Source organism: Sinorhizobium garamanticum (assembly GCF_029892065.1).
Classification (GTDB): Bacteria; Pseudomonadota; Alphaproteobacteria; order Rhizobiales; family Rhizobiaceae; genus Sinorhizobium; species Sinorhizobium garamanticum.
Genome location: NZ_CP120373.1, coordinates 692,395 through 716,766 on the forward strand (window position 1 = coordinate 692,395; position 24,372 = coordinate 716,766).

At 62.2% G+C, this 24,372-nt stretch carries 20 protein-coding genes; 10 read left to right on the top strand and 10 right to left on the bottom strand.

Annotated elements, in window-relative coordinates; translation table 11 throughout:
* The first annotated feature begins 13 nt into the window (after positions 1–13).
* Both PZN02_RS03345 and PZN02_RS03350 read left to right on the top strand, forming a co-directional pair.
* The gene (locus tag PZN02_RS03345) at positions 14–361 is read left to right on the top strand and encodes a DUF952 domain-containing protein (RefSeq protein WP_280660207.1); all 348 of its coding nucleotides are present in this window, start codon (positions 14–16) and stop codon (positions 359–361) included.
* Positions 358–1,446 (top strand): quinone-dependent dihydroorotate dehydrogenase, encoded by a 1,089-nt coding sequence (locus PZN02_RS03350; RefSeq protein WP_280660208.1) that lies wholly within the window; start codon positions 358–360, stop codon positions 1,444–1,446. Before PZN02_RS03345 ends, PZN02_RS03350 begins: the two co-directional genes overlap by 4 nt.
* Here PZN02_RS03350 and PZN02_RS03355 read toward each other — a convergent pair.
* The 3 genes from PZN02_RS03355 to PZN02_RS03365 are packed head-to-tail and all read right to left on the bottom strand — an operon-like array spanning position 1,422 to position 3,604.
* Positions 1,422–2,789 carry an MATE family efflux transporter gene (locus PZN02_RS03355; RefSeq protein WP_280660209.1) on the bottom strand — a complete coding sequence of 456 codons (1,368 nt, stop codon included), beginning with the start codon at positions 2,787–2,789 and terminating at the stop codon, positions 1,422–1,424. The two genes, PZN02_RS03350 and PZN02_RS03355, sit on opposite strands and share 25 nt — an antisense overlap.
* 42 nt (positions 2,790–2,831) lie before the next feature.
* On the bottom strand, positions 2,832–3,335 hold the full coding sequence (locus PZN02_RS03360) for a CAP domain-containing protein (RefSeq protein ID WP_280660210.1): 504 nt from the start codon (positions 3,333–3,335) through the stop codon (positions 2,832–2,834).
* Positions 3,336–3,337: 2 nt separating this feature from the next.
* A complete protein-coding gene (locus PZN02_RS03365) occupies positions 3,338–3,604 on the bottom strand; it encodes a DUF6460 domain-containing protein (protein WP_280660211.1) in 267 nt (88 codons plus the stop codon).
* Between the two features lie 153 nt (positions 3,605–3,757).
* On the opposite strand from PZN02_RS03365, the gene PZN02_RS03370 reads away from it, so the two are divergent.
* The 4 genes from PZN02_RS03370 to pdeM all read left to right on the top strand — a co-directional run bounded on the left by PZN02_RS03370 (position 3,758) and on the right by pdeM (position 8,984).
* Positions 3,758–4,696 carry a class I SAM-dependent methyltransferase gene (locus PZN02_RS03370; RefSeq protein ID WP_280661370.1) on the top strand — a complete coding sequence of 313 codons (939 nt, stop codon included), beginning with the start codon at positions 3,758–3,760 and terminating at the stop codon, positions 4,694–4,696.
* Between the two features lie 207 nt (positions 4,697–4,903).
* Positions 4,904–5,539, top strand: a complete 636-nt coding sequence (locus PZN02_RS03375) for a YitT family protein (RefSeq protein ID WP_280660212.1) — start codon at positions 4,904–4,906, stop codon at positions 5,537–5,539.
* Positions 5,540–5,629: 90 nt separating this feature from the next.
* On the top strand, positions 5,630–8,176 hold the full coding sequence (locus PZN02_RS03380; RefSeq protein ID WP_280660213.1) for a ligase-associated DNA damage response DEXH box helicase: 2,547 nt from the start codon (positions 5,630–5,632) through the stop codon (positions 8,174–8,176).
* Positions 8,177–8,258: 82 nt separating this feature from the next.
* The gene (gene pdeM / locus PZN02_RS03385) at positions 8,259–8,984 is read left to right on the top strand and encodes a ligase-associated DNA damage response endonuclease PdeM (RefSeq protein ID WP_280660214.1); all 726 of its coding nucleotides are present in this window, start codon (positions 8,259–8,261) and stop codon (positions 8,982–8,984) included.
* Positions 8,985–9,071: 87 nt separating this feature from the next.
* On the opposite strand, the gene PZN02_RS03390 is transcribed toward pdeM, so the two are convergent.
* The 6 genes from PZN02_RS03390 to PZN02_RS03415 all read right to left on the bottom strand — a co-directional run bounded on the left by PZN02_RS03390 (position 9,072) and on the right by PZN02_RS03415 (position 16,646).
* Complete coding sequence (locus PZN02_RS03390) at positions 9,072–9,629, bottom strand: dihydrofolate reductase family protein (RefSeq protein WP_280660215.1); 558 nt, start codon at positions 9,627–9,629, stop codon at positions 9,072–9,074.
* Positions 9,630–9,900: 271 nt separating this feature from the next.
* On the bottom strand, positions 9,901–10,137 hold the full coding sequence (locus PZN02_RS03395; protein WP_280660216.1) for an Lrp/AsnC ligand binding domain-containing protein: 237 nt from the start codon (positions 10,135–10,137) through the stop codon (positions 9,901–9,903).
* Between the two features lie 132 nt (positions 10,138–10,269).
* Complete coding sequence (locus PZN02_RS03400; protein ID WP_280660217.1) at positions 10,270–11,073, bottom strand: TIGR02186 family protein; 804 nt, start codon at positions 11,071–11,073, stop codon at positions 10,270–10,272.
* Entirely contained in the window at positions 11,073–11,999 is a 927-nt protein-coding gene (locus tag PZN02_RS03405) for a sulfite exporter TauE/SafE family protein (RefSeq protein WP_280660218.1), read from the bottom strand. Before PZN02_RS03405 ends, PZN02_RS03400 begins: the two co-directional genes overlap by 1 nt.
* A 356-nt stretch (positions 12,000–12,355) precedes the next feature.
* Entirely contained in the window at positions 12,356–12,937 is a 582-nt protein-coding gene (locus PZN02_RS03410; RefSeq protein ID WP_280660219.1) for a hypothetical protein, read from the bottom strand.
* A 16-nt stretch (positions 12,938–12,953) separates the two neighbouring features.
* Positions 12,954–16,646, bottom strand: a complete 3,693-nt coding sequence (locus tag PZN02_RS03415; RefSeq protein ID WP_280660220.1) for a peptidoglycan-binding protein — start codon at positions 16,644–16,646, stop codon at positions 12,954–12,956.
* 418 nt (positions 16,647–17,064) lie between these two features.
* Between PZN02_RS03415 and PZN02_RS03420 the strand changes: the two genes are divergently transcribed.
* From PZN02_RS03420 to PZN02_RS03435, 4 genes are all read left to right on the top strand, one after another.
* On the top strand, positions 17,065–18,861 hold the full coding sequence (locus PZN02_RS03420) for an acyl-CoA dehydrogenase C-terminal domain-containing protein (protein ID WP_280660221.1): 1,797 nt from the start codon (positions 17,065–17,067) through the stop codon (positions 18,859–18,861).
* A gap of 108 nt (positions 18,862–18,969) precedes the next feature.
* Positions 18,970–20,178 (top strand): acetyl-CoA C-acetyltransferase, encoded by a 1,209-nt coding sequence (locus PZN02_RS03425; protein ID WP_280660222.1) that lies wholly within the window; start codon positions 18,970–18,972, stop codon positions 20,176–20,178.
* A 21-nt stretch (positions 20,179–20,199) separates the two neighbouring features.
* Positions 20,200–22,413 carry a 3-hydroxyacyl-CoA dehydrogenase NAD-binding domain-containing protein gene (locus PZN02_RS03430; protein ID WP_280660223.1) on the top strand — a complete coding sequence of 738 codons (2,214 nt, stop codon included), beginning with the start codon at positions 20,200–20,202 and terminating at the stop codon, positions 22,411–22,413.
* A 483-nt stretch (positions 22,414–22,896) separates the two neighbouring features.
* A complete protein-coding gene (locus tag PZN02_RS03435; protein WP_280660224.1) occupies positions 22,897–23,478 on the top strand; it encodes a threonine transporter RhtB in 582 nt (193 codons plus the stop codon).
* A 43-nt stretch (positions 23,479–23,521) separates the two neighbouring features.
* On the opposite strand, the gene PZN02_RS03440 is transcribed toward PZN02_RS03435, so the two are convergent.
* A complete protein-coding gene (locus tag PZN02_RS03440; protein ID WP_280661372.1) occupies positions 23,522–24,298 on the bottom strand; it encodes an aminoglycoside adenylyltransferase domain-containing protein in 777 nt (258 codons plus the stop codon).
* Between the last annotated feature and the right edge of the window lie 74 nt (positions 24,299–24,372).

A 24,372-nucleotide genomic window follows, 5' to 3' on the forward strand; every position in this document is an offset into this window, starting at 1 on the left:
GACAAGCGGGCACATGAACGCCATTATATACAAGATCGTTCCGGCACTTCTATGGCAGGAGGCGCGGAGAGCAGGACAGTTCACGGGGGCGCCAGTCGACCTCGCCGATGGCTTCATCCATTTCTCGACCGGGGATCAGGTCGTCGAAACGGCCACAAGGCACTTCGAAGGGCAGGACGGCCTGCTTCTCATCGCCATCAACGGCGCCGCCCTTGGCGGCAAGCTGGTCTACGAACCTTCGCGCGGCGGCGCGCTGTTTCCGCATCTCTACGGGCCGCTCCCGCTCGATGCGGTGATCTGGGAGAAGCCTTTGCCATTGGGTGCCGACGGCCTCCACGTCTTTCCCGAGCTTCTACCATGATCGACGCCCTGAAACTCCTCTCACGCCGCGGCCTGTTCCTTCTCGATCCAGAGGCCGCGCACGGCCTATCGATCAAGGCACTCAAGAGCGGGCTCGTGCCGAGTTGCGCGGCGCCGGCCGATCCGCGCCTCAAGCAGGAGATCGCCGGCCTTACCTTCACCAATCCGATCGGCATGGCGGCCGGGTACGATAAGAACGCGGAGGTGCCGGAGGCACTCCTGAAGATCGGTTTCGGGTTCACCGAAATCGGCACGGTCACGCCGAGGCCACAGCCCGGCAATGACAAGCCGCGCGTCTTCCGGCTGGTGGAAGACCAGGCTGTCATCAACCGACTCGGCTTCAACAACGAAGGCCATGGAGCCGCGCTCGCGCGCCTTCAGGGCTGCTCGCGCCAGGCACTGATCGGCGTCAATATCGGAGCCAACAAGGATAGCACGGATCGTATCAGCGACTATGTGGCGGGGATCCGAACGTTCTATCCGGTCGCACGCTATTTTACGGCCAACATCTCGTCGCCGAACACGCCGGGCCTGCGCGACCTTCAAGCACGCGAAAGCCTGGCAGCACTGCTTACGGCTGTCCTCGCGGCCCGCGACGAGGAAGCAAAGAAAAGCGCAAAACGAATCCCGGTCTTCTTGAAGATCGCCCCTGATCTCACCGACGAAGGAATGGACGACATCGCGGCAGAAGCGTTGGCGCATGATCTTGACGGCTTGATCGTCTCCAACACCACACTTGCGCGCGACGGATTGAAGGATCGGCGACAGGCTCAAGAAGCAGGCGGGCTTTCCGGCAGGCCGCTTTTCGAAAAATCGACGGCCGTGCTCGCGCGGATGCGCAAGCGCGTCGGCCCTGCCCTGCCGATCATCGGCGTTGGCGGCGTCCACTCGGCAGAAACCGCAGCGGAGAAAATCCGCGCCGGCGCCGATCTCGTCCAGCTCTATTCCTGCATGGTCTATGAGGGGCCAGGCCTGCCTGGCCGGATCGTGCGGGGCCTATCCGAGCTCTGCGATCGCGAGCAGCTTGCCTCGATCCGCGACATCCGCGACAGCCGGCTGGGCTACTGGACTGCACGAAACGCCTGAGCGGCACGGCGCGGCACGAGGACCAGCAGGAACACCCCGCGCATCAGCAGGAACAGGTTGAGTCCTGCCCAGAGCCCGTGATTGCCGAAGGCCGGGATCAGTATGCCGAGCGCGAGCACATAGCCGATAAAGGCTGCCAGCATCATGTTGCGCATGTCGCGCGACCAGGTGGCGCCGATGAAAACACCATCCATCAGGAAGGCGAGTGCGCCGGTCAGCGCCGTCAGCGCCGCCCAGGGCATGTATTCGTAAGCGAGTGCCCGCACATCCGGCGCGGTCGTCAGCACGTCGACCAGCGCATCCCCGAAGACGAGAAAGCCAAGGGTCGTCAGTGCGGCGAGCCCAAGGGACCAAAGCGCGGTCATCCGCAACGCGCGATCGAAGGCCGGACGATATCCGGCACCGATCGATCGTCCGGTTAGCTGCTCGGCCGCATTGGCGAGGCCGTCGAGATAGTATCCTGCGACCAGGAAAATCGTCATCAGCACGGCGTTGGCGGCGAGCGTCACAGGCCCGAACGACGTGCCGATCCGCGTCATCAGCGTGAAGGCGGCGAGCAACACGAAGGAGCGGATCATGATGTCGCGGTTGAGACCGAACATCGGCTTCAGCCGCTCGCGGGCGAAGATGGTGGCCCAGTCCGGGGCATCGCGCCGGTCAAATCGTCCATAGACGATCGCGAAGCCTGCGAGTGCACCGATAACTTCGCCCGTCACAGCCGCCAACGCTACACCCGTCACGCCCCAACCGAGAACGAGGCCGAGCAGGATGGCGAGCACGATGTTGATGCCGTTGATGAGCGCCTGCAGCAAGAGGCCGATCGAGCCCTCGCCTCGCCCGAGGACGAAGCCGAGGATCGCATAGTTGGCGAGCGCCGCCGGCCCTGACAGGATCCGATAGAAGAAATACGTGCGCGTGACCGCTTCGACCTCGGCACCCGGCGCCATCAGCCACAGGCCGGCAGCAAACAGCAACGGCGAGAGAACGACGATGGCGACGCCGGAGACAAGCGCGATCACCAGCGACCGCCAGAAGACCGCCTGCTGTTCCCGGCGGTCGCCCCGTCCATAGGCCTGCGCCACAAGACCTGTCGTGGAAGCCCGGAGGAAGTTGAAGGTCGTAAAAATCAGGTCGAACATCACGGCGCCAATCGCGAGCCCGGCCAGCAGGTCAGCCCGCCCGAGGCGGCCGACCACCGCAGTGTCGACGAGGCCAAGCAGCGGCGTCGTCAAAAACCCAAGCGTCATCGGCAAGGCGATCGAAAAGATCAGCCTGTTGGTGACGTGAAACGGGCCGGCTTCGCCGGCGTGCGCTTCGCGTTCGAGGGTTTCCGTGGCAGCCATGGTCAAGTTCCTTGTGGGCGACCGCCCCTCAAGGGAATCAGGTCAGCCGGACAGCACCATGGCCCAATAGGGGCGGTTTCCGGAAGCGGAATTCTGCGCCACGGCAACACCGAGGCCACGGTAGCTGCCGAGCATGTTTTCGAGATGCTTTGGGGAATGGTACCAGGCGTTATAGGCACTCTCCGCATCGTCCTGGCCCATGGCAATGTTTTCCGCGGCCGGAAGCGTGACACCCTGCTGTTTCATCCGGTCGTAGAAACTGTCGCGCCAGCCGATGTTGTGCTGCATCTTGCCGACACGCGCCATGCGCGCCGCCTGGCTCAGCGCAGCAACCGAGGCGACCGGGTCGTGAACAAGGGCCGTCATCCCGCGATCCTTCCGCAGCGTATTGACGTAGCCAAGTGTCGCTGTCGTCTGGTCGCTTCCGCTGCCTTCGCCAGTAGATAGGAGGTTTGATGTCGTGCAGCCGGCAAGCACGCCGAGTGAGAGGAAACCGCCAGCCCGCAACAGGACGCGCCTGCGGATTAGAAACTGCTGATGCTGCATGCTTACCGTCGATAGCTCAAAACACGAAGAATGAGGAAGGCGGGAATGACGATCGCGGCGCCGAGCAACAGATAGTCGCCGACCCGTCCGAGGGCCGCGAAACCCGTACGCCACAGGTCGAGAAGGAAATTGCGAACGGCGAAATAAACATCGACCGGATACCAGTCGAACACTGTCATGACGAAACCGACGAGGATCGACACGACGACGAGCTTGACCAGTACGCGCAGCGGCGTGTCCCCGAGAAACTTGTTAAGTCCGTCCGACATCGGCGAGAATTCTCCTGTTTCACCTTCACATAAGCCGCCTTCACCGAGGTCGCAAGGCGCAAGAGAATGCGAGTTGCGTCGTCTTTCAGATTCCGCTTGTATTTTGCCGTGGCCAGCGCCAGAAGCGTCCATCGCAACCACACCGTCATGTCGATGACCCTCAACCAGCTCTCCTCCGGCGACCTGATCGCCGATCGCCGCGCCGACTACGCAAGAATGCTCGCCGAAGCCGGCGAGCCGCAGAGCGCGGCGGAACTGATGGCCCAGGCCCTCGAACGCGCCCCGGACTGGGCGGCCGGCTGGTTTCGGCTGGCGGACTATGAGGAAAAATCTGGCCGAAGAGAGGCAGCGATCGAGGCACTCCGCAACACGCTGCGGCTCAGTTCTGAGGACATTTTCGGCGCCGGTCTGAAACTCGCCCTTCTCGGCGCGACCGAGACGCCCGAACAGCCGCCGAGCGTCTATGTCGAACGCCTGTTCGACGACTATGCGGAACGCTTCGACAAGGCCCTCGTCGAAAAGCTCGACTACAGCGTACCCGAAAAGCTCGCCGCGCTGATCGACCGGGCGACCGACGGCCGTCGTTTTCATCACGTCACCGACCTCGGTTGCGGCACTGGTCTTTTCGGCGAGCGCATCCGCCATCGCTGCGCCTATCTCGAAGGCTTCGACCTTTCCACCAACATGCTGGCCAAGGCGGAGGCAAAGGCGATCTACGATCGTCTGGCGCAGGCGGACCTGTCGCTTGTGCCGGAGGATTCAGGCGCGTTGGGCGATTTTCCCACCGCAAGGGCCGATCTCGTCAGTGCGGCGGATGTGTTGATGTATCTCGGCAATCTCGAAAATGTCTTCGTGATCGCCGACCAACTGCTCGCACCCGCTGGTCTCTTTGCCTTTTCGGTCGAGGACGCTGCAACGGACGAGGCTTTCATCCTCCGGCCCTCGCTGCGTTACGCGCATTCCGAACCCTATATCGCCGATCTCTGCGCCAAACGCGGATTTTCGCTGATCAAAACGGAACGCACGGTCATTCGCATGGATGCCGGAAAGCCGATCGCGGGAATTCTCTTTCTTGCGCGCAAGCCTGCATAGAACGCAAGGCTGCCACGCGAAAATAGGTCAGCATTGCTTACATATTTTTCTTGAATGTTTTGTGCATTGCAGCAATGCTGATGGTCTACAGCGGTGCGCGTCCAATCGGACGCGCTAACGTCGCTGTAGCACTTTGAAATGCTGCATGATTTCGTCCTTAAATCGATTCCCACTTAAGGATCATGCAGCAGCAATCGGGGTTTCGTCATGGCACAGATCAGCAGCGTCTTCGGTCTTTGGAATACCAGCCCCACCCGGCACACGCCTGTCGAGGACGTGCAAGGCATCTTTTCCGGCAGCCTCGTGGCCGCGCTCGGGCTCTATTTCCTCGCGAGTGCCGGACTTCTGACCGGCAGCACCGCCGGCGTCGCCTTCCTGCTGCATTACGCGACCGGCGTGAACTTCGGGCTTGCCTTCTTTCTCCTCAACCTGCCGTTCTTCTATCTCTCGCTGAAGCGGCTCGGGCCGGCCTTCACGATCAAGACCTTCATCGCCATCGCGTTGACGTCGTTTTTGACCGACACGCAATCGCGTCTGTTTGAGATCGGCGCGATCCATCCCGCCTGGGCGGCGCTTCTCGGCGGCCTGCTGCTCGGGTACGGCGTTCTGGCGCTCTATCGCCACCGCGCGAGCCTCGGCGGCGTCGGCATCTTGGGCATCTATCTGCAGGAGCGCTTCGGTATTCGCGCCGGATTGGTGCAACTCGCGATCGACATGGTCGTCCTCGCCACGGCCTTCGCAGTGACGACGCCGCCCGTCGTCGTCTGGTCCGTGCTCGGCGCGGTCGTCCTCAACCTGTTCGTGGCCATCAACCACCGCGCCGACCGGTATATTGCGCTTTGACTGAATGTTCCTCGCGCGGTAGCCGACGAGTCAGGGTGTCCGCGGCAATACCCATGCGCGGACTTCTCTTTTCCCGAACATGATCTACTTTTGTTCCCCGTGAACAGGATCGATTCTCCATTGCCGGAAAGCGACGCGCTGACGTTGCCGGCGCCGTTTCTCCGGTGGTTCGCCGAGAAGGGCTGGCGACCCCGCGCCCACCAGCTCGAACTCCTATCGCGTGCGGAGGCGGGAGAAAGCACGCTTCTGATCGCGCCGACTGGTGCCGGCAAGACGCTTGCCGGATTTCTGCCGTCGCTGGTCGATCTTACCCGGCGCGGCGAGATCCCGCCGGGCTCTCCTTTCATCGGCATCCACACGCTCTACATATCGCCGCTGAAGGCGCTCGCGGTCGACATCGAACGCAACCTGATGAAGCCCGTAGCCGAGATGGGCCTGCCGGTCAGGATCGAGAACCGGACGGGCGACACGCCGCAGGGCAAGCGACAGCGCCAGAGGCTCAATCCGCCGGATATCCTGCTGACCACGCCGGAGCAACTGGCCCTCCTCATCGCCAATGGCGAGGCAGACCGCTTCTTCAAGGATCTGCGCTACGTCGTGCTCGACGAATTGCACTCGCTGGTGACCTCGAAGCGCGGGCATCTGCTCTCGCTCGGCCTTGCACGACTGCGCCGGCTGGCGCCCGATCTCCAGACGATCGGTCTTTCGGCAACCGTGGCCGAACCAATGGAGTTGCAGCGCTGGCTCGTAGCCCAGAGCGAACAACGGGAGAATCATGCCGGACTGATCATCGTTTCCGGCGGCGCGAAGCCGGAAATTTCGATCCTGCGCACCGACGAGCACGTGCCCTGGGCCGGGCATTCGGCCCGCTATGCGATCGCCGACGTCTACGCCGCGATCAAGGATCACGGCACGACGCTGCTTTTCGTCAACACCCGCAGCCAGGCGGAAATGCTGTTCCAGGAACTCTGGACGATCAACGACGACAACCTGCCGATCGCCCTCCATCACGGCTCGCTCGATGTCGCGCAACGCCGCAAGGTCGAGGCGGCCATGTCGGAAAACCGGCTGCGGGCCGTCGTCGCCACCTCGACGCTCGATCTCGGCATCGACTGGGGCGATGTGGATCTTGTCGTCCATGTTGGCGCACCCAAAGGGGCGAGCCGTCTTGCCCAACGCATCGGTCGCGCGAACCACCGCATGGACGAGCCGAGCCGGGCGATTCTCGTGCCCGCCAACCGCTTTGAAGTGATGGAATGCCAGGCGGCGCTCGACGCCAATTATATCGGCGCGCAGGATACGCCGCCTCTCGGCAGAGGCGCGCTCGACGTGCTGGCCCAACATGTCCTGGGAGCCGCCTGCGCGAAACCCTTCGATGCCGTCGATCTTCATCGGGAGATCACCAGTGCGGCCCCTTACGCGGACCTTTCCTGGGAGACTTTCGAACGCATCGTCGATTTCGTCGCCACCGGCGGCTATGCACTTCGCACCTACGAGCGCTACGCCCGCATCCGCAAGACGAAAGACGGGCTCTGGCGGGTGTCGAACCCGATGGTCGCCCAGCAATACCGCCTCAATGTCGGAACCATTGTCGAATCCCCGATGCTGAACGTGCGCATGGTCAAGCGCAACGCACGCGGCTCGCTTGGCCGCGGCGGCATGACGCTCGGCAAGGTGGAGGAATATTTCCTCGAAATGCTGTCGCCGGGCGACACATTTCTCTTTTCCGGCAAGGTCGTGCGTTTCGAGGGCATCCGCGAAAACGAGTGCCTCGTCTCCCAAGCCTTTTCCTTCGACCCGAAGGTGCCGACCTATGCCGGTGGAAAATTCCCGCTCTCCACTTACCTCGCGGCGCAAGTTCGCAAGATGCTTGCCGATCCGACCCGCCGCGCCTCATTGCCGGACCAGGTGCGCGACTGGCTGACGCTGCAGAAGGACGTCTCCATGCTGCCGCGCGAGGACGAGTTGCTGATCGAGACCTTCCCGCGCGGCAGCCGCCACTACATGGTGATCTATGCCTTCGAGGGGCGGCTTGCGCACCAGACGCTTGGCATGCTCTTGACCCGACGCCTGGACCGCGCAGGCCTGAAACCGCTCGGCTTCGTCGCGACCGACTATTCGCTTGCCGTCTGGGGACTCGACGATCTCAGCAGCGCCTTCCGGGCGCGTCGGCCGTCGCTCGCGCAACTCTTCGACGAAGACATGCTCGGCGACGACCTCGAAGCCTGGTTGAACGAATCCTTCCTCTTGAAGCGCACGTTTCGCAACTGCGCCGTCATCGCCGGATTGATCGACCAGCGCCACCCGGGCAAGGAGAAGACAGGGCGACAGATTACCGTTTCGGCCGATCTCATTTACGATGTATTGCGGGCGCACGAGCCGGACCACATACTGCTGGAGGCAACACGCAGCGACGCCGCGACGGGACTTTTGGACATCGGCCGGCTCGGATCTATGCTGAACCGAATCAAGGGGCACATCACCCACCGCCGGCTCGATCATATCTCGCCGCTTGCCATCCCCGTGATGCTGGAGATCGGGAAGGAAGTGATCCACGGAGAGGCTCACGACTTCCTGCTGACGGTGGCGGCCGATGACCTGATGAACGAGGCGATGGGCGCCGGCCATGATGGATAGGGGAGCAATATGAGAGAGATGGCCGGCAGGCCAGACGGTGGTTCACGCCCGCGCGGGTCACTCCAGAGAATGGCGGGATAACATGCATCGACTTGTCCACGCGATGTCGGCTCCGCCCGCGAATGCCACTTTTCACGCGCGCACCACAGTTAACGGCGTCGCCGCGATCTGCGACCCGCTCGGCGGTCTCTATCTCACGGAGAGCGGCACACTCGTCGTCTCCGACCTCCACCTCGAAAAAGGCTCGGCCTTCGCCCGGCGTGGCATGATGCTGCCGCCCTACGATACGCTTGCGACGCTGCGCATTCTCGAGGCGGTGATCGCGCGCCACAATCCCCGCACGGTTATCAGCCTTGGCGACAATTTCCATGACCGGACCGGATCGGCGGCGATGCCGGAGACCTTTCGGCAGATGATCGCGGCCATGGCCCGCGGCCGCGATTGGATCTGGATCAACGGCAATCACGATCCCGATGGCGCGTGGGGGCTGCCGGGCGCCTCCATGGACGAACTCCGCCATGCCGGGCTCGTCTTCCGGCACGAACCGTCGAGTATCGACGCCGAGGGCGAGGTCGCCGGCCACCTGCATCCGTCGGCAACCGTCCGGCGCCGTGAAAGATCGGTGCGGCGCGCCTGCTTCGCAACCGACGGCAAGCGGCTTCTGATGCCGGCCTTCGGCGTCACGACCGGCGGGCTCGATCTGCGCCACCGGGCGATGAGCGGCCTCTTCGATCGCGGCAAGCTGGTTGCCCATATGCTTGGACGCGATCGCATCTACTCGGTTCGTTACGACAATCTCATCCGCTGAGGCGGCCCAGCGGCCCAGCGGCCCGCACCCACAGCGACCTTCGCGCGTCCGATTGGACGCGCGGCGCTGTAGTCATCGGCAAACGGCTCAGGCCACTTCGAGGGCGTAGCGAAGAATGACGCTGCCGTTGGAAAGCGGTCGTGCCTCGAGCAGACTGAACGGCTTGGCGGCCGCGGCCTTCTTGAAGAACGGCGTCCCGTCACCGAGTTGCACGGGGACGAGGCAAAGCATGATCTCGTCGACGACGTTCTCCGGCAACAGCGAGGCGACGAGGTCGGCGCTTCCGAAGATATAGAGGTTCTTCTCGCTCTCCCCCTTCAGTCGCCGCAATTCGGCGGCGGCATCCCGAACGACGCGGCTATTGTTCCAATCCGCCTTTTCCATCGTGCGCGAGGCAACAATCTTCGGAAGGGCATTCATATAGGTCTTGACCTTGCCCTCCCCTTCCGCCGTCGGCCAATAGGCCGCCATGCCCTCATAGGTGACGCGACCGAAGACGAGCGCCTGCGCCTTGTCTCCGAATTCCAGGCTGAGCGCTTCCAGTTCCGGCCCCCAGGCACGGTTATGAAAGTCGAGGTCCCATTTCTTCGTTCCTTCGAAGTACCCGTCGAGTGTGACCAAATTCCAGACGATGACCTTGCCCATGATTCCATCCTCCGTAAAACTGCTTGCATAACTGAAGCAGTTTCATCATAGCGAACCGCTTTCAAATTGCAATCAGTATATTCGAGGAGCGCCTCTACCCTGTCCGGCGCCGTTGCGGGACGCGGGAGGCGCGGGATTGGCAGCGCAATTTTTCGGAAAATACGGGAAGGCTGCCCCACTAAGAAAGGAGGCGTCGGCTACTGCAGCGACCTTTGCGCGTCTGATGGACGCGCGGCGCTGCGGGGCGAAACAAGCCGCGTCGGAAGCGATCTCAGAAGGCGTTGAAGGTCAAAGTAGTCAAGGACCGGGAAATACCCGGAACCGATGCGATGTTGTCGTTGATGAACTTGCCGATATCCTCGCCCTCCTGGATGTAGATCTTCAGAAGCAGATCGTAATCGCCGCTCGTCGAATACATCTCCGAGACGATCTCCTTGCGGTAGATCTCGTCGGCCACCTCGTAGGTCTTGCCGGGAGCGCATTGCAACTGGACAAAAATCGGTTTCATGGAGTTTCCTCTGCTGCCCGGAGCGCCGCGCCCTTCTTCGGCAGTGCTCCGATGTCAAAATACCTCCCTCCTCCTTAGACCGCCACCGCACAAAAGAAAACGCGAGGGAGGCCCATGTCGATAAGAAAAGCTTCACTCCTTGCGGAACAGCAGGCTGGCTCCCCAGCCGGTGATGACCGCCAGAAGTACGGCGAAGAGACCATAGATCACGGGCTGGTCGTGCGCTGCGCGCGTGATCGCCTGTTCGAGGCCGGTTTTGACGACTGTCAGCGGAAGCGCTTTCGCGGCGACGAAAAGACCGTCCCGGAAAAGATAGGCCCGCACGATATGGACGCCATTCGGCACATTGGCGGGGAGGCGCACGGACGCCCTGAACAGGCTCGAACTGATGAAACGCACGCCGCCCGGGTCGCGCTGGTAGACACCACTCGTCTCCCTGATCCGGCGGAAAGCGTTGCGGAACTCGCCGAGATTGCTGCCGTCCCCGACGAAGCCCAGCGGCACGAGACGCATATGGTCGACGCCGATACCCATGTTGCCCAGCTCGCCCGGCGGCGCGATCGTCTCGATATCGCGCGTGCTCGACAGCGAATAGGATTCCGGCACCAGCTCGAAGGTCATCGAACGAGTGTTCACCCAGATGCCGAAGACGCGTTCCTTCCTGCGCACCGTCGCGTTTTCCTTGGGGCCCTCGAGCGTGACGATGATGCTGTACTTGCCTTGGGCGAGGAGGTTCTCGTCAAAGCCGTCGATGGCACCGAAGATCGTGAGGTCCGCGCCGCGAAAGTCGGACGTGATGGAGATTTCGTCCGTCGAGATACCGATCTCGAGCTTCTCCGTGAACTCCGAGAGATCCTCTTCCCGAACCTGGGCGGCGGCCGGCGCCGCGAGGGCGAGGACTAAGGAGACAAAACATAGGCGCGCGAGATCGAACATCAGAATCCGAACCCCGCTGAAACAACCGAATAGATATCCTTCGGTGGAATGATGAGTTCGATCGCCAACCGGATACCGACGGCGAGGACGAGGAGGGCAAGCAGCGCCCGCAACTGTTCGCCACGCAACCGCTGGCCGACGCGAACGCCGTATTGCGCCCCGATGACGCCGGCGATCATCAACACGAAGGCGAGCACGATATCGACCGTATAGTTTGTCGATGCCTGGACGATCACGGTGTAAGCCGAGACGAAGACGATCTGGAAGAGCGAGGTGCCGACGACGACGCTCGTCGGAATCCGCAAGAGATAGATCATCGCCGGCACCATGATGAAGCCGCCGCCGACGCCCATGATCGAGGTCAGGATGCCGATGGTGAAACCGAGCGTGGCGACCGGAATGACGCTCAGATAGATCTTCGATTTCTTGAATCGCATCTTGAGCGGCAGGCCGTGGATCCAGTTGTGCTGCCCGGGCCGGCGGCGTGGCATCGATTGGTTCTTCGCGGCCTTCCGCATCGCTCCGATGCTCTCCCAGAGCATCAAGCCACCGACCGAGCCCAGCAGCACGACGTAAAGCAGCGAGATCACGAGGTCGAGCTGCCCCACTCGGCGCAACAGCGAAAAAAGCCAGACGCCCAGCGTTGCGCCGACGAGGCCGCCGCAAAGCAGCACAGTGCCGAGCTTGATATCGATCGTGCCTCGGCGAAAATGCGTAATGGCGCCGGAGATCGACGAGGCAACCACCTGATTTGCGCCCGTCGCCACCGCCACAACCGGCGGAATGTTGTAGAAGATCAACAGCGGAGTGATCAAGAAACCGCCGCCGACGCCAAACATGCCGGACAGAAATCCGACGGCCGCACCCATGCCGAGAATGATGAGTATGTTCACCGACAACTCTGCAATGGGCAGATAGACCGTCACGGCCGAACCTCGATACGACAAAGGCCCGCGACGCGGGCAGAATTGCAACTCCACAATCCCTAACCGGAATCGATTGAGGAATTGTGCAATGCCTACCGCATGATTCCTTAAATCGGAATCGATTTAAGGAATCATGCAGCATTTCAAAGCACTACAGCGACCTTAGCGCGTCCGGTGGACGCGCGGCGTTGTAGAATTATTTCGCTTCCTGCACGTGTCCGGAGAGACGCGCGGCGCGACGTTTCAAAGTGGCAAGTGATTCACCACGAGCAGGGGATGTATGGCGGACCGCCCCTCAGCGATGAGGAACAGGCGGCAATTCCTCATGCGCTCCAGGGCCGGAGCTGTCAACCTTTTCAGGCACATGACCCCAGACTTCGCCCCTGAACCCTGTCGCGCCGATCTGCGGCTTTATTGCGGCGGCGGCTGAAAGCAGAGTGTCTCGCGCGGCGCTGTAGATCGTTTCGTTGTTTTATTGAAACAATAAAACGATCCGGCTCTTTGAGCGGCGCAATTCCGGACGGAAAACCGCTGCACACTTTTCCTGGAATTGCTTTTTGAATTAGCGCAATTCCGGACGGAAAACCGCTGCACACTTTTCCTGGAATTGCTTTTTGAATTAACGCAATTCCGGACGGAAAACCGCTGCACACTTTTCCTGGAATTGCTTTTTGAATTAACGCAATTCCGGACGGAAAACCGCTGCACACTTTTCCTGGAATTGCTTTTTGCGATGGCGCAATTCCGGACGGAAAACCGCTGCACACTTTTCCTGGAATTGCTTTTTGCGATGGCGCAATTCCGGACGGAAAACCGCTGCACACTTTTCCTGGAATTGCTTTTTGCGATGGCGCAATTCCGGACGGAAAACCGCTACGCACTTTTCCTGGAATTGCTTTTTGCGATGGCGCAATTCCGGACGGAAAACCGCTACGCACTTTTCCTGGAATTGCTTTAGGAGTTCCGCTTCAACAGTTCCTTGACGAGTGCGTCGGTGATCTCTCCGGTCGGTTCCTGGCCAATGGATTTCTGGAAGGCCTTGATGGCGGTAATCGTCTTCTTGCCCATCTGTCCATCCGGCGTGCCGGCGTCGAAGCCATTGTTGTTGAGAATCGCCTGGATATTGCGCACGGCCTTGGTCATGTCGACCGTGGCTGTCTTGGTCGGCGGACCGACCCACGCGTCGGGGATATCGACGGTGTTCGCCTTGGCGTCGACCGGCTGGAGTTTCCATGTGTCGGCCTTGGCCATGGCGCTTGCCAGTTGTTCGGGCTTCATCGCCTTGGCAATCTCGTCGCGCTTTTCGCCAGCATCCTTGTCGCCGTCGCGAGCCGCAATCGAGAACCACTTGTAGGATTCTTCCAGGTCCTGCTTGACGCCATTGCCGCGGGCATACAGCACCGCGAGGTTGAACTGACTGTCGCGGACGCCGAGGTTCGCCGCCTTCTCGAACCATTTGGCAGCTTCGACGAAATCCGGTGCCCCGTTGCGACCGCTGGCGAGCATGACAGCGAGATTGTGGATCGCGCTGGCGTTGCCAGCGGCAGCGGCCTTGAGATAAAGCGTCTTCGCCTTGGCTGGGTCGCGCGCGACGCCCGACCCTTTTTCATAGAGATTGGCGAGCCGGTACTCGGCCGGGATCACGCCGGCATCCGCCGCGCGCTGATACCATTTTGCCGCTTCCGCGGGATCTTCCTTGACGCCGCGGCCTTCGGTGAAGCGTGTACCGATCTCGTAGAAAGCGAGAGGGTCGCCACCTTTGGCGGCCGTAACAAGCGCTGGCGGACCAAACCCTTCGGGAAGGACTATGTCGCCGGCCTTGGCCGCAGGCTCGAATGTCCCCGCTTTGGCGGCGACGGCAGGAGCGACCTGAAATGTCGACGCGCTCGCCTGTGCCGGTCCGCTTGCCGGCTGCAGCAAGGGCGCGTGGTTGCTGCCGGCTGTTGCGGTCGCGGTCTCAGCCGCCTTCGTAGCAGGAGCCGTAGTCGCTGTGCCGACGGCCATTGCCTCAGGCGCCGCTTTTGCCAGGCGCGCCTCTGCCGATATCTTTGCGACAGGGGCGGGGGCCGATTCCGTCAGGCGGTCGTCCGCAGCCTTCGCTTCCGCGACGTCAGGAACCGCCTTCTGCTCGATCACCGCTACGGGCTGGACTTCGGGCATGTCCCGGCCCTTGAGGACGGTGCTGACGAGCGGATAGGACATGATCGCGAGGAGCACCGCACCGACCGCCATCAGGATCGGACGGCGATGACGGGCAAAGGCACCGATACCGGATGAGCCGCTACCGTCCTTCTCGCCGTTCAGCGTATCCGCTTCCTCGACCGCCAATTGCGCTGCGCGACGCGCAGCCGCGATGAAATCGGCCTTGTCGCCTTCGAGGGCCGGTTGACCGCCGCGGCTCATCTGACCGGCGCGGACGCGCTCGAGAATCTTCTTGACGTCCGGCGCACCGGAGCCGGGCTCGAGCAGCTGGTTGGCATCCTCAGGGGCGAGCATCTCAGACGGGTCGATCGATGGAGCGGGTTCGACCACCTGCCGCACGCGCTCAGGCAATGCAGCGGTTCGTTTGCCGCTAAAGCGGCGGGTCAGCCCGGCGAGCAATCCCGTTCTGGCGGAGGGCGCCAGCTCCCGAACCTCGTCCTTTTCGACCGTCGAAACTGCCTCGGCAACCACCAGATCATCGACTGTGGCGGAGGCCGGCGCGGCCGCAGCCACCTCTTCTTCCGCCTGCAGCGCCCGGACATTCCGCTCAAGATCGTCGTCGCGATCATCGAGATCGGCACTGCCGAAGCGGTTGCCGAAATCCGGTTGCGCGGCCCTCGGCATTACGGGAACGTCGCGCGTTATCGCTGCATCGGGCCGCGTAGCGGCAGCGACCGGTTCGCGGTCTTCGAGCAGTTCCAGCTTCTCGGCGATCTGAACAAGCGTTTCATGCAAGGCTTCGAATGTCCGCGCCGTGCGTTCATTGCTCGAACGGCTAAGGTCCTCGAGCGTCCTCAGATCCTCAGCGAGCGCCGAGATTGCCGCCATGTCGCCGCTGGCATGTATCGGGCCATTCTTGGCAAAGGCCTCCATGACGGCTTCCGCCGCCTGGCGAGCCGCTTCGATGATGTATTCGTCGCTGGTTGCCAGATAGTCTTCAAGCGCTCTCATCCGGCTTTCGAAATCCGCCGGAGCAGAACCGGCCTCGATGCGCGGCTGGCTGATCAACGTCGACAGATTGGTGATCTGAGCCTCGAGGTTGCGCAGCGCTTCGCCGTCGTCGAACGGAGCAGCATGCGTTTCTTCCAGGCGTTGCGCGATATCCGCGAGGCGGTCCTCCAGACGCTCGAAGCGCTGGCCCGCCACGGGTTGCACCGCATGCATGTTCAAGTCGTCGATACGGCGCGCGAGATAGTCGAGGCGCTCCGCCAGAGCCGAGTTGATGCTGCCCTGGTCCAGGGCCTCGATTCGCTGGGAGATGTCGGCGAGATAGTCAGCCAGTTCCGCTTGCGCATTTTTCTGGTTGCTCTCGAGCAGCATCGAGAGTTCGTCGAGGCGCTCCTCGAGCCGCGTAGCCGACTTCGCACTCGACAGTTCTTCGATGCGCGCCGTCAACGCTTCGATCCGCGCGCCGAGCCCGGTCTCGACCGGGCGCGCGGCTTCGTCGATCTGACGCGAGAGATCGCCAAGCCGACTTTCGAGACGGCTGACGAGAACGTTATCAAAGTCGGCCGCACTGCGGCTACTGACGGCGATCGCCCGGCTGATTTCATCGAACCGTCCATCAAAATCGGCCAGCTGCGAGACGAGGCGGCCGTCATCCGGCTGCATTTGCCGTCCCAAGAGCTCGATCGCATCGGCGATCGCGAGGAGTTTTTCGTCCAGGACGTCGAAGGCCGCTCCGTTGTTCGCCGAGCCGATGTGCGACTTGATGTCATCGAGCCTGTAGGCGAGCGCCACGAGTTCGTCATCGCGGTTCTGGTCGAAGGCATTCAGGCGGTCCTCGACGCCGCTCCAGCGGTCCTCCAGGCGCCGGATGCCGTCTTCGCGTGCCAGGCCGTCGATCAGCGCCCTGAGGCCATCGAATTCGACGCGCAACGCATCCGCCTGGGCGGGCGACGCCTGCCGGCCGAGCTGATGAATGCCGTCCGCCAGGCGCTGCATATCTGCCCGAATGTCTTCGGCGAAAAGATGATCCTGCGCCTCAGCCTTGATGCCGCGGATTTCCGAACGCAGAGCACTCAGTTCGCGAACGAGTCCGTCGCTGATATCACGCTTCAACTCCTGCCGCAGGCCGACCAGAGCTTCGGCTATGTCGGCCGCAGCCGATGCGGATCGCGCCGGTGCGACCGGCGGCCGCGCGTCTTCGTGGACGCGGCCGGAGGCAAAACGATCCGCCTCTCGCGCGGCGATACGTTCGCGCAGCGACGTCCGCTCGCGGCTTGCGCTCAAAGCGCGCTGGCGCTGGAGAATTTCGGTGACAGCGTCGCTGGTCGTCGTCTGGCGCTCGGTCTGGCCGTGCTGAGCCTCGCGCCCCGCGCCGCTCATCAAGCCTTCAATGCGCGCCTCCAGGCCCTCGATCGTGCGGTTCAGGGCATCAAGCGACGGCCTGTCGCTGTAGGACGGGATACTTGCGCGCTGAGGATTGGATCGCGATCCGTTCATTGTCTCTTCGCCCCTGTCGTTGACCATCATCGAAAGCCGCGACGAGAAGAGCCAGGCTCCGAGGCCGCTGTGCGATCGATGCTGTCAAAGCAACAACAACGCGACGACGGGACCGGTTGCAGCTTTGACTATCTCACCACCCACAATTCATTAAACGTGGTAAATAAGCAGTTAATCAGCCTCAATTTTTTAACGTTTTGTCAGGATCACCACCATTGCTCACGCTCAGGCGCGGTGACTCCCCTCGCGAGAACGCGACTGCGAAACTTTTGGCAATTTTGACGTTTACGCAAACGTCAAAATTTTGTAGCATCCTGCCGACGATGCGAGACCGCGCCCAGCGGTGTACGCTCAAAGCATTGAGAATCGGGCAACTGCACCCTGCGCGTGCCCGAAGGGAGACAAAGGCGAGGAACGAATGCCCATCTACAAGGCCCCGGTTGACGACACCCTGTTCATCCTCAACGACGTGCTCGGCATCGAGCGCTACAACAACCTGCCGGGTTTTGCCGATGCGACCCCCGACACGGTTGCGGCAATCGTCGGCGAGGCTGCCAAACTCGCGGAAGAGGCCCTTTTCCCGATCAACCTCTCCGGCGACCAGGAGGGTTGCACGCGCCACGACGACGGTTCCGTTACCGTACCGAAGGGCTTCAAGCAGGCCTTTGACCTCTATCGCGAAGGCGGCTGGCTTGGCCTTGCGGCGCCGGAAGAATTCGGCGGCCAGGGCCTGCCCTACACGCTGCACACGGCCGTCGGCGAATTCATGTCTGCCGCCAACATGTCGCTGATGATGTATCCGGGCCTGACGCAGGGGGCGATCGCCGCCATCATCGTCCACGGCTCCGAGGAGCAGAAGCGAACCTACCTGCCGAAGATGGTAGACGGCACCTGGACCGGCACGATGAACCTGACGGAGCCCCATTGCGGCACCGACCTCGGGCTCCTGCGCACCAAGGCCGTGCCGAACGGCGATGGCTCCTACCGGATCTCCGGCCAGAAGATCTTTATCTCCGCCGGCGAGCACGACATGGCAGAGAACATCATCCATCTGGTGCTCGCCCGCATCGAAGGGGCGCCGGAAGGCGTCAGGGGCATCTCGCTCTTCATCGTGCCGAAATACAAGCTCGACGGCAGCGGCGAACCCGGAGAGCGCAACGGCGTCTCCTGCGGTGCGATCGAAGAGAAGATGGGCATTCACGGCAACGCCACCTGCGTCATGAACTACGACGAGGCGACCGGCTATCTGATCGGGGCTGAGAACAAAGGTCTCAGCGCCATGTTCGTGATGATGAACGAGGCCCGTCTTGCCGTCGGCATGCAGGGTCTCGCCATTTCCGAGGTCGCCTACCAGAACGCCGCCAACTATGCCCGCGAGCGCATCCAGGGTCGCTCACTTTCTGGTACCAAGGCGCCCGACCAAAAGGCCGATCCGATCATCGTCCACCCGGACGTTCGCCGCACTCTGATGACGATCAAGGCGTTCAACGAAGGTGGCCGCGCCTTCACGCTCTGGACGGCACTGAAATCCGATATCGCCCACCGCTCCGACAGCGAAGAGGACCGCCAGGCGGCCGACGACATTCTCGGCCTGATGACCCCGATCCTCAAGGGCGTCATGACCGACAAGGGCTTCGACCACACGGTCATGGCACAGCAGGTTTTCGGCGGTCACGGCTATATCGAAGAGCACGGTATGAGCCAGTATGTGCGCGATGCCCGCATCGCCATGATCTACGAGGGGGCCAACGGCATCCAGGCGCTCGACCTCGTCGGCCGGAAACTGGCGATGAACGGCGGCCGCGCCGTTATGGCGTTCTTCAAGGAAATCGGCGATTTCTGCGAGGAAAACCGCAACGGCGAGAAGCTGTCGGGCTATACCAAGGCGCTGAAGAAGGGGCTGAACGATCTGCAGGCAGCAACCATGTGGTTCATGCAGAATGCCATGGCGAAACCCGACAATGCCGGCGCCGGCTCGACCGACTACATGCATCTCTTCGGCCTTGTCGTGCTCGGCTACATGTGGGCTCTTATCGCGAAGACGGCGGAGGAGAAGCTCGCCGCTGGCGAAACCGAACGCGCGGACTATCTCAAGAACAAGCTGATCACGGCGAGGTTCTTCATGGAGCGCATCATGCCCGAAACGGCGCTGCGGAAGGCCCGCATCGAAACCGGCGCCGACACGCTGATGGCGCTGGACGCCGCCGCGTTCTGATTTCACACTCGGAGCAGGATGAGGAAGCGCGAGGCGGCTTCGGCAGGCATCCCGATCCAATGCATCAAGCGCGGCTCGAAGCAATGCCGCCCAAAGGGAGATCAAGAGATGACGAAAGTCTTCGTTTACGACCACGTGCGCACGCCGCGCGGCCGTGGCAAGAAGGACGGATCGCTGCACGAGGTGCCTTCCGTCCGCCTCGCGGCCAAGATGCTGGAAGCGGTGCGTGACCGGAACGGCCTCGATACGTCGACCGTCGACGACATCATCATGGGCTGCGTCGATCCGGTAATGGATGCAGGCTCGGTCATCCCCAAGGCGGCAGCCTTCGAGGCCGGCTATTCGACGCGCGCGCCCGGCATGCAGATCTCTCGCTTCTGCGCCTCCGGCCTCGATGCCGTCAATTTCGGCGCCGCTAAGATCGCCCAGGGAGCGGACGACATCGTCATCGCCGGCGGCGTCGAATCCATGTCGCGTGTCGGCCTCGGCATGTCGGGCGGCTCCTGGTTCATGGACCCCTCCGTCAACCTGCCGGCCTATTTCATGCCGCAGGGCGTCTCCGCCGATTTGATCGCCACCAAATACGGCTTTTCGCGTGACGACGTCGACGCCTATGCGGTTGAAAGCCAGAAGCGCGCCGCCAAGGCTTGGGAAAAGGGCTACTTCAAGAACTCGGTCGTGCCGGTCAAGGATCAGAACGGTCTGACCATTCTCGACCGCGACGAGCACATGCGCCCGACCACCGACATGCAAGCGCTCGCTTCGCTCAACCCCTCGTTCCAAATGCCTGGCGAGATGGGTGGCTTCGAGGCCGTCGCCATCCAGGCGCATCCGGAAATCGAGCGGATCAACTATGTCCACCACGCCGGCAATTCCTCCGGCATCGTCGACGGCGCGGCCGCCGTTCTCCTCGGCTCCAAGGCCGGCGGCGAATCCATGGGCCTGAAGCCGCGGGCGCGCATCCGCGCCTTCGCCAATATCGGCTCCGACCCCGCGCTGATGCTGACCGGTCCGGTCGACGTGACCGAGAAGCTGTTGAAGCGCGCCGACATGAAGCTTTCCGATATCGACCTCTTCGAGCTCAACGAGGCTTTTGCCGCGGTCGTCCTCCGCTACATGCAGGCTTTCGACATCCCGCACGACCAGATCAACGTCAATGGCGGCGCGATCGCCATGGGCCATCCGCTCGGCGCTACCGGCGCGATGATCCTCGGCACCGTGCTTGACGAACTCGAGCGTCGCGACCTCAACACCGCGCTCGTCACGCTCTGCATCGGCGCCGGCATGGGCACCGCCACCATCATCGAACGCGTCTGATCCGATCCCGGGAGAGAGAATATGTCTTACACGAATTTCATGATCGAAACTGACGCCGATGGCATCGCGCTCGTTACCTGGGACATGCCCGAGAAATCGATGAACGTCTTCACCCAAGAGGTGATGGAGGAACTGAACGCGATCGTCGATCAGACGACCGCCGACGCGGCCGTCAAGGGCGTCGTCTTTACCTCGGGCAAGTCGTCCTTCTCCGGCGGCGCCGATCTCTCGATGATCAAGTCGATGTTCACCTTTCAGGCCGAGGAAAAGAAGAAAGACCCGGCCAATGCCGCGCAAAAACTCTTCGACCTCGTCGGCCGCATGACGGGCCTTTTCCGCAAGCTCGAGACGTCGGGCAAGCCCTGGGTCTCGGCGATCAACGGCACTTGCATGGGCGGCGCTTTCGAGCTGTCGCTCGCCTGCCACGGCCGTGTCGCCTCCAATGCGAAGGCGGTGAAGATCGCGCTGCCGGAAGTCAAGGTCGGCATCTTCCCCGGCGCCGGCGGTACCCAGCGCGTGCCGCGCCTCACCAACGCGCAGGACGCCCTGCAGATGATGACGACCGGCTCCTCCTTGACCGCGGCGCGTGCCAAGGCGATGGGGCTCGTGCACGAAGTGGTCGATCCGGACAAACTGATCGACGCCGCCAAGGCGATGATCAAGAATGGCCTGAAGCCGGTACAGCCCTGGGACGAAAAGGGCTTCAAGGTGCCGGGCGGCGGCATCTGGACGCCGGCTTCGGCGCAGCTCTGGCCGGCTGCCTCGGGCATTCTGCGCCGCGAGACCTATGGCAACTATCCGGGTGCGATCGCCATCCTGAAATGCGTCTATGAAGGGCTGCAGGTCCCGTTCGACACGGCCTTGAAGATCGAGCAGCGCTATTTCACCGAGATCCTGCAGACGACCGAAGCCTTCTCCATGATCCGCTCGCTGTTCATCTCGATGCAGGAGCTCGGCAAGGGCGCACGTCGCCCCGCCGGCGTGCCGAAAACCGAGCTCAGGAAGGTCGGCGTCGTCGGCGCCGGCTTCATGGGTGCCTCAATCGCCTACGTCACCGCTGCCGCCGGCATCCCCGTAACCCTGATCGACCGCGACATGGAAACGGCCGAAAAGGGCAAGACGCATTCGGAAGGGCTGGTGAAGGATTCGATCGGTAAGGGCCGGCTGACCAAGGAAGAAGGCGAGGCGCTGCTTGCCCGCATCACGCCGTCGGCCGACTATGGCGACCTCAAGGATGCAGGCCTTGTCGTCGAGGCGGTCTTCGAGGACCGGCAGGTCAAGAAGGAGGTGATCGAGAGGATCGAAGCGGTGATTGCCGAGGACGCGATCTTCGCCTCCAACACCTCGACGCTGCCGATCACCGGCCTTGCCAAGAATTCCAAGCGCCCGGAACAATTCATAGGCATCCATTTCTTCTCGCCAGTCGAGAAGATGATGCTGACGGAAGTGATCCTCGGCAAGGAGACGGGCGACCGCGCGCTTGCGACCGCACTCGACTATGTCGCGGCGATCAAGAAGACGCCGATCGTCGTCAACGACACCCGTGGCTTCTACGTCAACCGCTGCGTCTTCCGCTACATCCATGAAGCCTACGACATGCTGATCGAGGGCGTGCCGCCGGCGATGATCGAAAACGCTGCCAAGATGGCCGGCATGCCGGTCGGTCCGCTGTCGCTCAACGACGAGGTGGCGATCGACCTCAGCCAGAAGATCCTGAAGGCGACCGTCGCCGATCTCGGCGAGAAGGCCGTCGATCCGCGACATATGGCACTGATCAACAAGATGGTCGACGACCTCGATCGCCGCGGACGCAAGAACGGCAAGGGCTTCTACGAATATCCGGCGAAGCCCGCCAAGAAATATCTCTGGCCGGAACTGAAGACGCTCTATCCGCAGCAGCAGGCCGACAAGATCGACGTCGAGGTGCTGAAGCAACGCTTCCTCGCAACCATCGCGCTGGAAGCCGCCCGCACCATCGAGGAGGGCATCGTCACCGACCCGCGCGAAGCCGATGTCGGCTCCATCCTCGGCTTCGGCTTCGCGCCCTATACCGGCGGCACGCTTTCCTACATCGACGGCATGGGTGCGAAAGCTTTCGTCAAGCTCTGCGAGAAGCTCTCCAAGAACTATGGCAACCACTTCAAGCCGACGCCGCTGCTGAAGGACATGGCAGAAAAGGGCGAGACCTTCTACGCACGCTTCGATCCTTACGGGGAGGCAAAGAAGGCGGCGTAGGCCGCCCTGGCCTTCCAAGCAAGAATCTAAGGGGCCGTGCCGATGGGTGCGGCCCTTTTTTCATCTTACCGGCGAGGCGGGTGACTAGAGCCCTTCAGGGTTAAATGGAAACAGTTCTGTTGGCTCAAACGGAGTCGGATGGTCGACCGGCCGGCGCGGCGTAGCCAAAGCATACGTCCAAGCCGACCGGTCGATCAGGCGGCCCGTTTCAGCCAACCCGAAGGGCCGGGCATTTTTCCGCCAGGCTCAGAGGCGATCGGCTCGGACGTACATCCGGGTACGCCCCTTCGCCGATCGCCTCTGCCCTGACGAAAACCTACTCCGGCAGAACTGCTTCCATTTAACCCTGAAGGGCTCTAAGTGCTCGAGCTTGATGCACGGAGAGGGCATCAGCTCCACGAATCCCCGGGCCATTGACCAAGGTCAAGTCGGCGGGTTAGCGGGTGCGCTAAGAGCATGTAGAGATCAACCAGAACGCCGACCATGCTGCCGCTCCAGTTCGCCCTCGCCATCCTCCTGCTCCTGGCAGCGCCCGGGCCGACCAACACGCTCATGTGGCTTTCGGGTGCCGCGGCCGGTTTGCAGCGTTCGGCTCCGCTGCTTCTTGGCGAGCTCGGCGGTTATCTGACGGTGGTCGTACCGGTCGCCGCCCTCGCCGCTCCGTTCATGTCCGCCCATCCGGAGATCGGGCTTATCGTCAAGCTCGCCGCCGCCTGCTGGATCCTTATGATGGCACGCGCTCTCTGGACCACGAGGGCGCACGATGTCGGAGAGCGGCCGATCACGCTCGGGCAGGTCTTCATCACCACCGTGCTCAATCCAAAGGGACTGATCATTGCGCTTGCGATCATGCCGCAGGTGGGGCTGGCAGCGATGCTTCCCTGGCTTGCCGCTTTCGCAGTGCTGGTGGTGAGTGCCGGCTCGCTGTGGATCATCGCCGGCACTTTCCTTGCGCGGTTGCCGAGGCGGCCGATCGGTCCGCGGCTAACCCGCCGCATCGCTGCCGCCTGCCTCGTTGTGTTCTCCTTCGGCATGGCCGGCAGCGCGCTTGCATCGATGCTTTGATCCATGTCGCCCAAAAAGTGCGCAGCGGTTTTGGGCGAAGCGGTCACAGCAGCTCGGTGACCCGTTCTGTCAGCAGTTCGGCCAACCGCTGCGCATCGTCCCATCGGCTTTCCCATTCGTCGATGATCTCGCCTAGATAGGCTCTGCGCGCATAGTCCAGTGTTGCGGCGTCCCGACCGAGGAGTTGCGGAACCGCCCAGGCCGCGGCTGCATCCTTCGTAACGAATTCGCCCGTTCTGGCGGTGCGCCACATTCTGGCAAGCGTGAGCAGGATGTTCCGCTCATCGCCTCGCAACCGATTGAGTAAAGACGGGAGCGCATCCCGCATGGCCTGTCGAACCTGTTTCAGGGGTATCTCTGGCAGAAGCGCGGGGACGATTGGCCCAAACAGGGTGACGGCCTCTTGGCGGGCCTGCGCGAGAACCAGCGTGTATTCAGGATCACTCGTAGGCATTGGCCTTTCGCCTGCCTCGAACTCGTCCCGCAGCCATTCGCCATAGGTGAACTCGGCTGTCGCCGGGAAGCCGATTTTGAACAAGGCCGACAGGCGAAAAACGATGACTTCGATGCAGCGCGGACCTCCCGGCGCTGCGGGATGGTGCCCGGAAATCCGCAGCAAGGCCGTCAGCAGGTCATTGCGCTGATCGTCGGTCATACCCCGGTCGACAACGGCGAGCAGGTCAATATCACTCTGCGGCCGAAGTTTTCCCGAAGCCGCTGATCCATGCAGATACACGGCAAGAAGCGTATCCCCTAGGACGTCTCGCAAGATCTCTGTCGCTGCCTGCGTCTGGGTTTGCTCTGGTGTGCTTATGGGCATCGCCGTCTCAATCCCATTCTGGCGAACGACTATCACATGAACGGCGGCTTCGTCCCGCATAGCCGCCGTTCCGT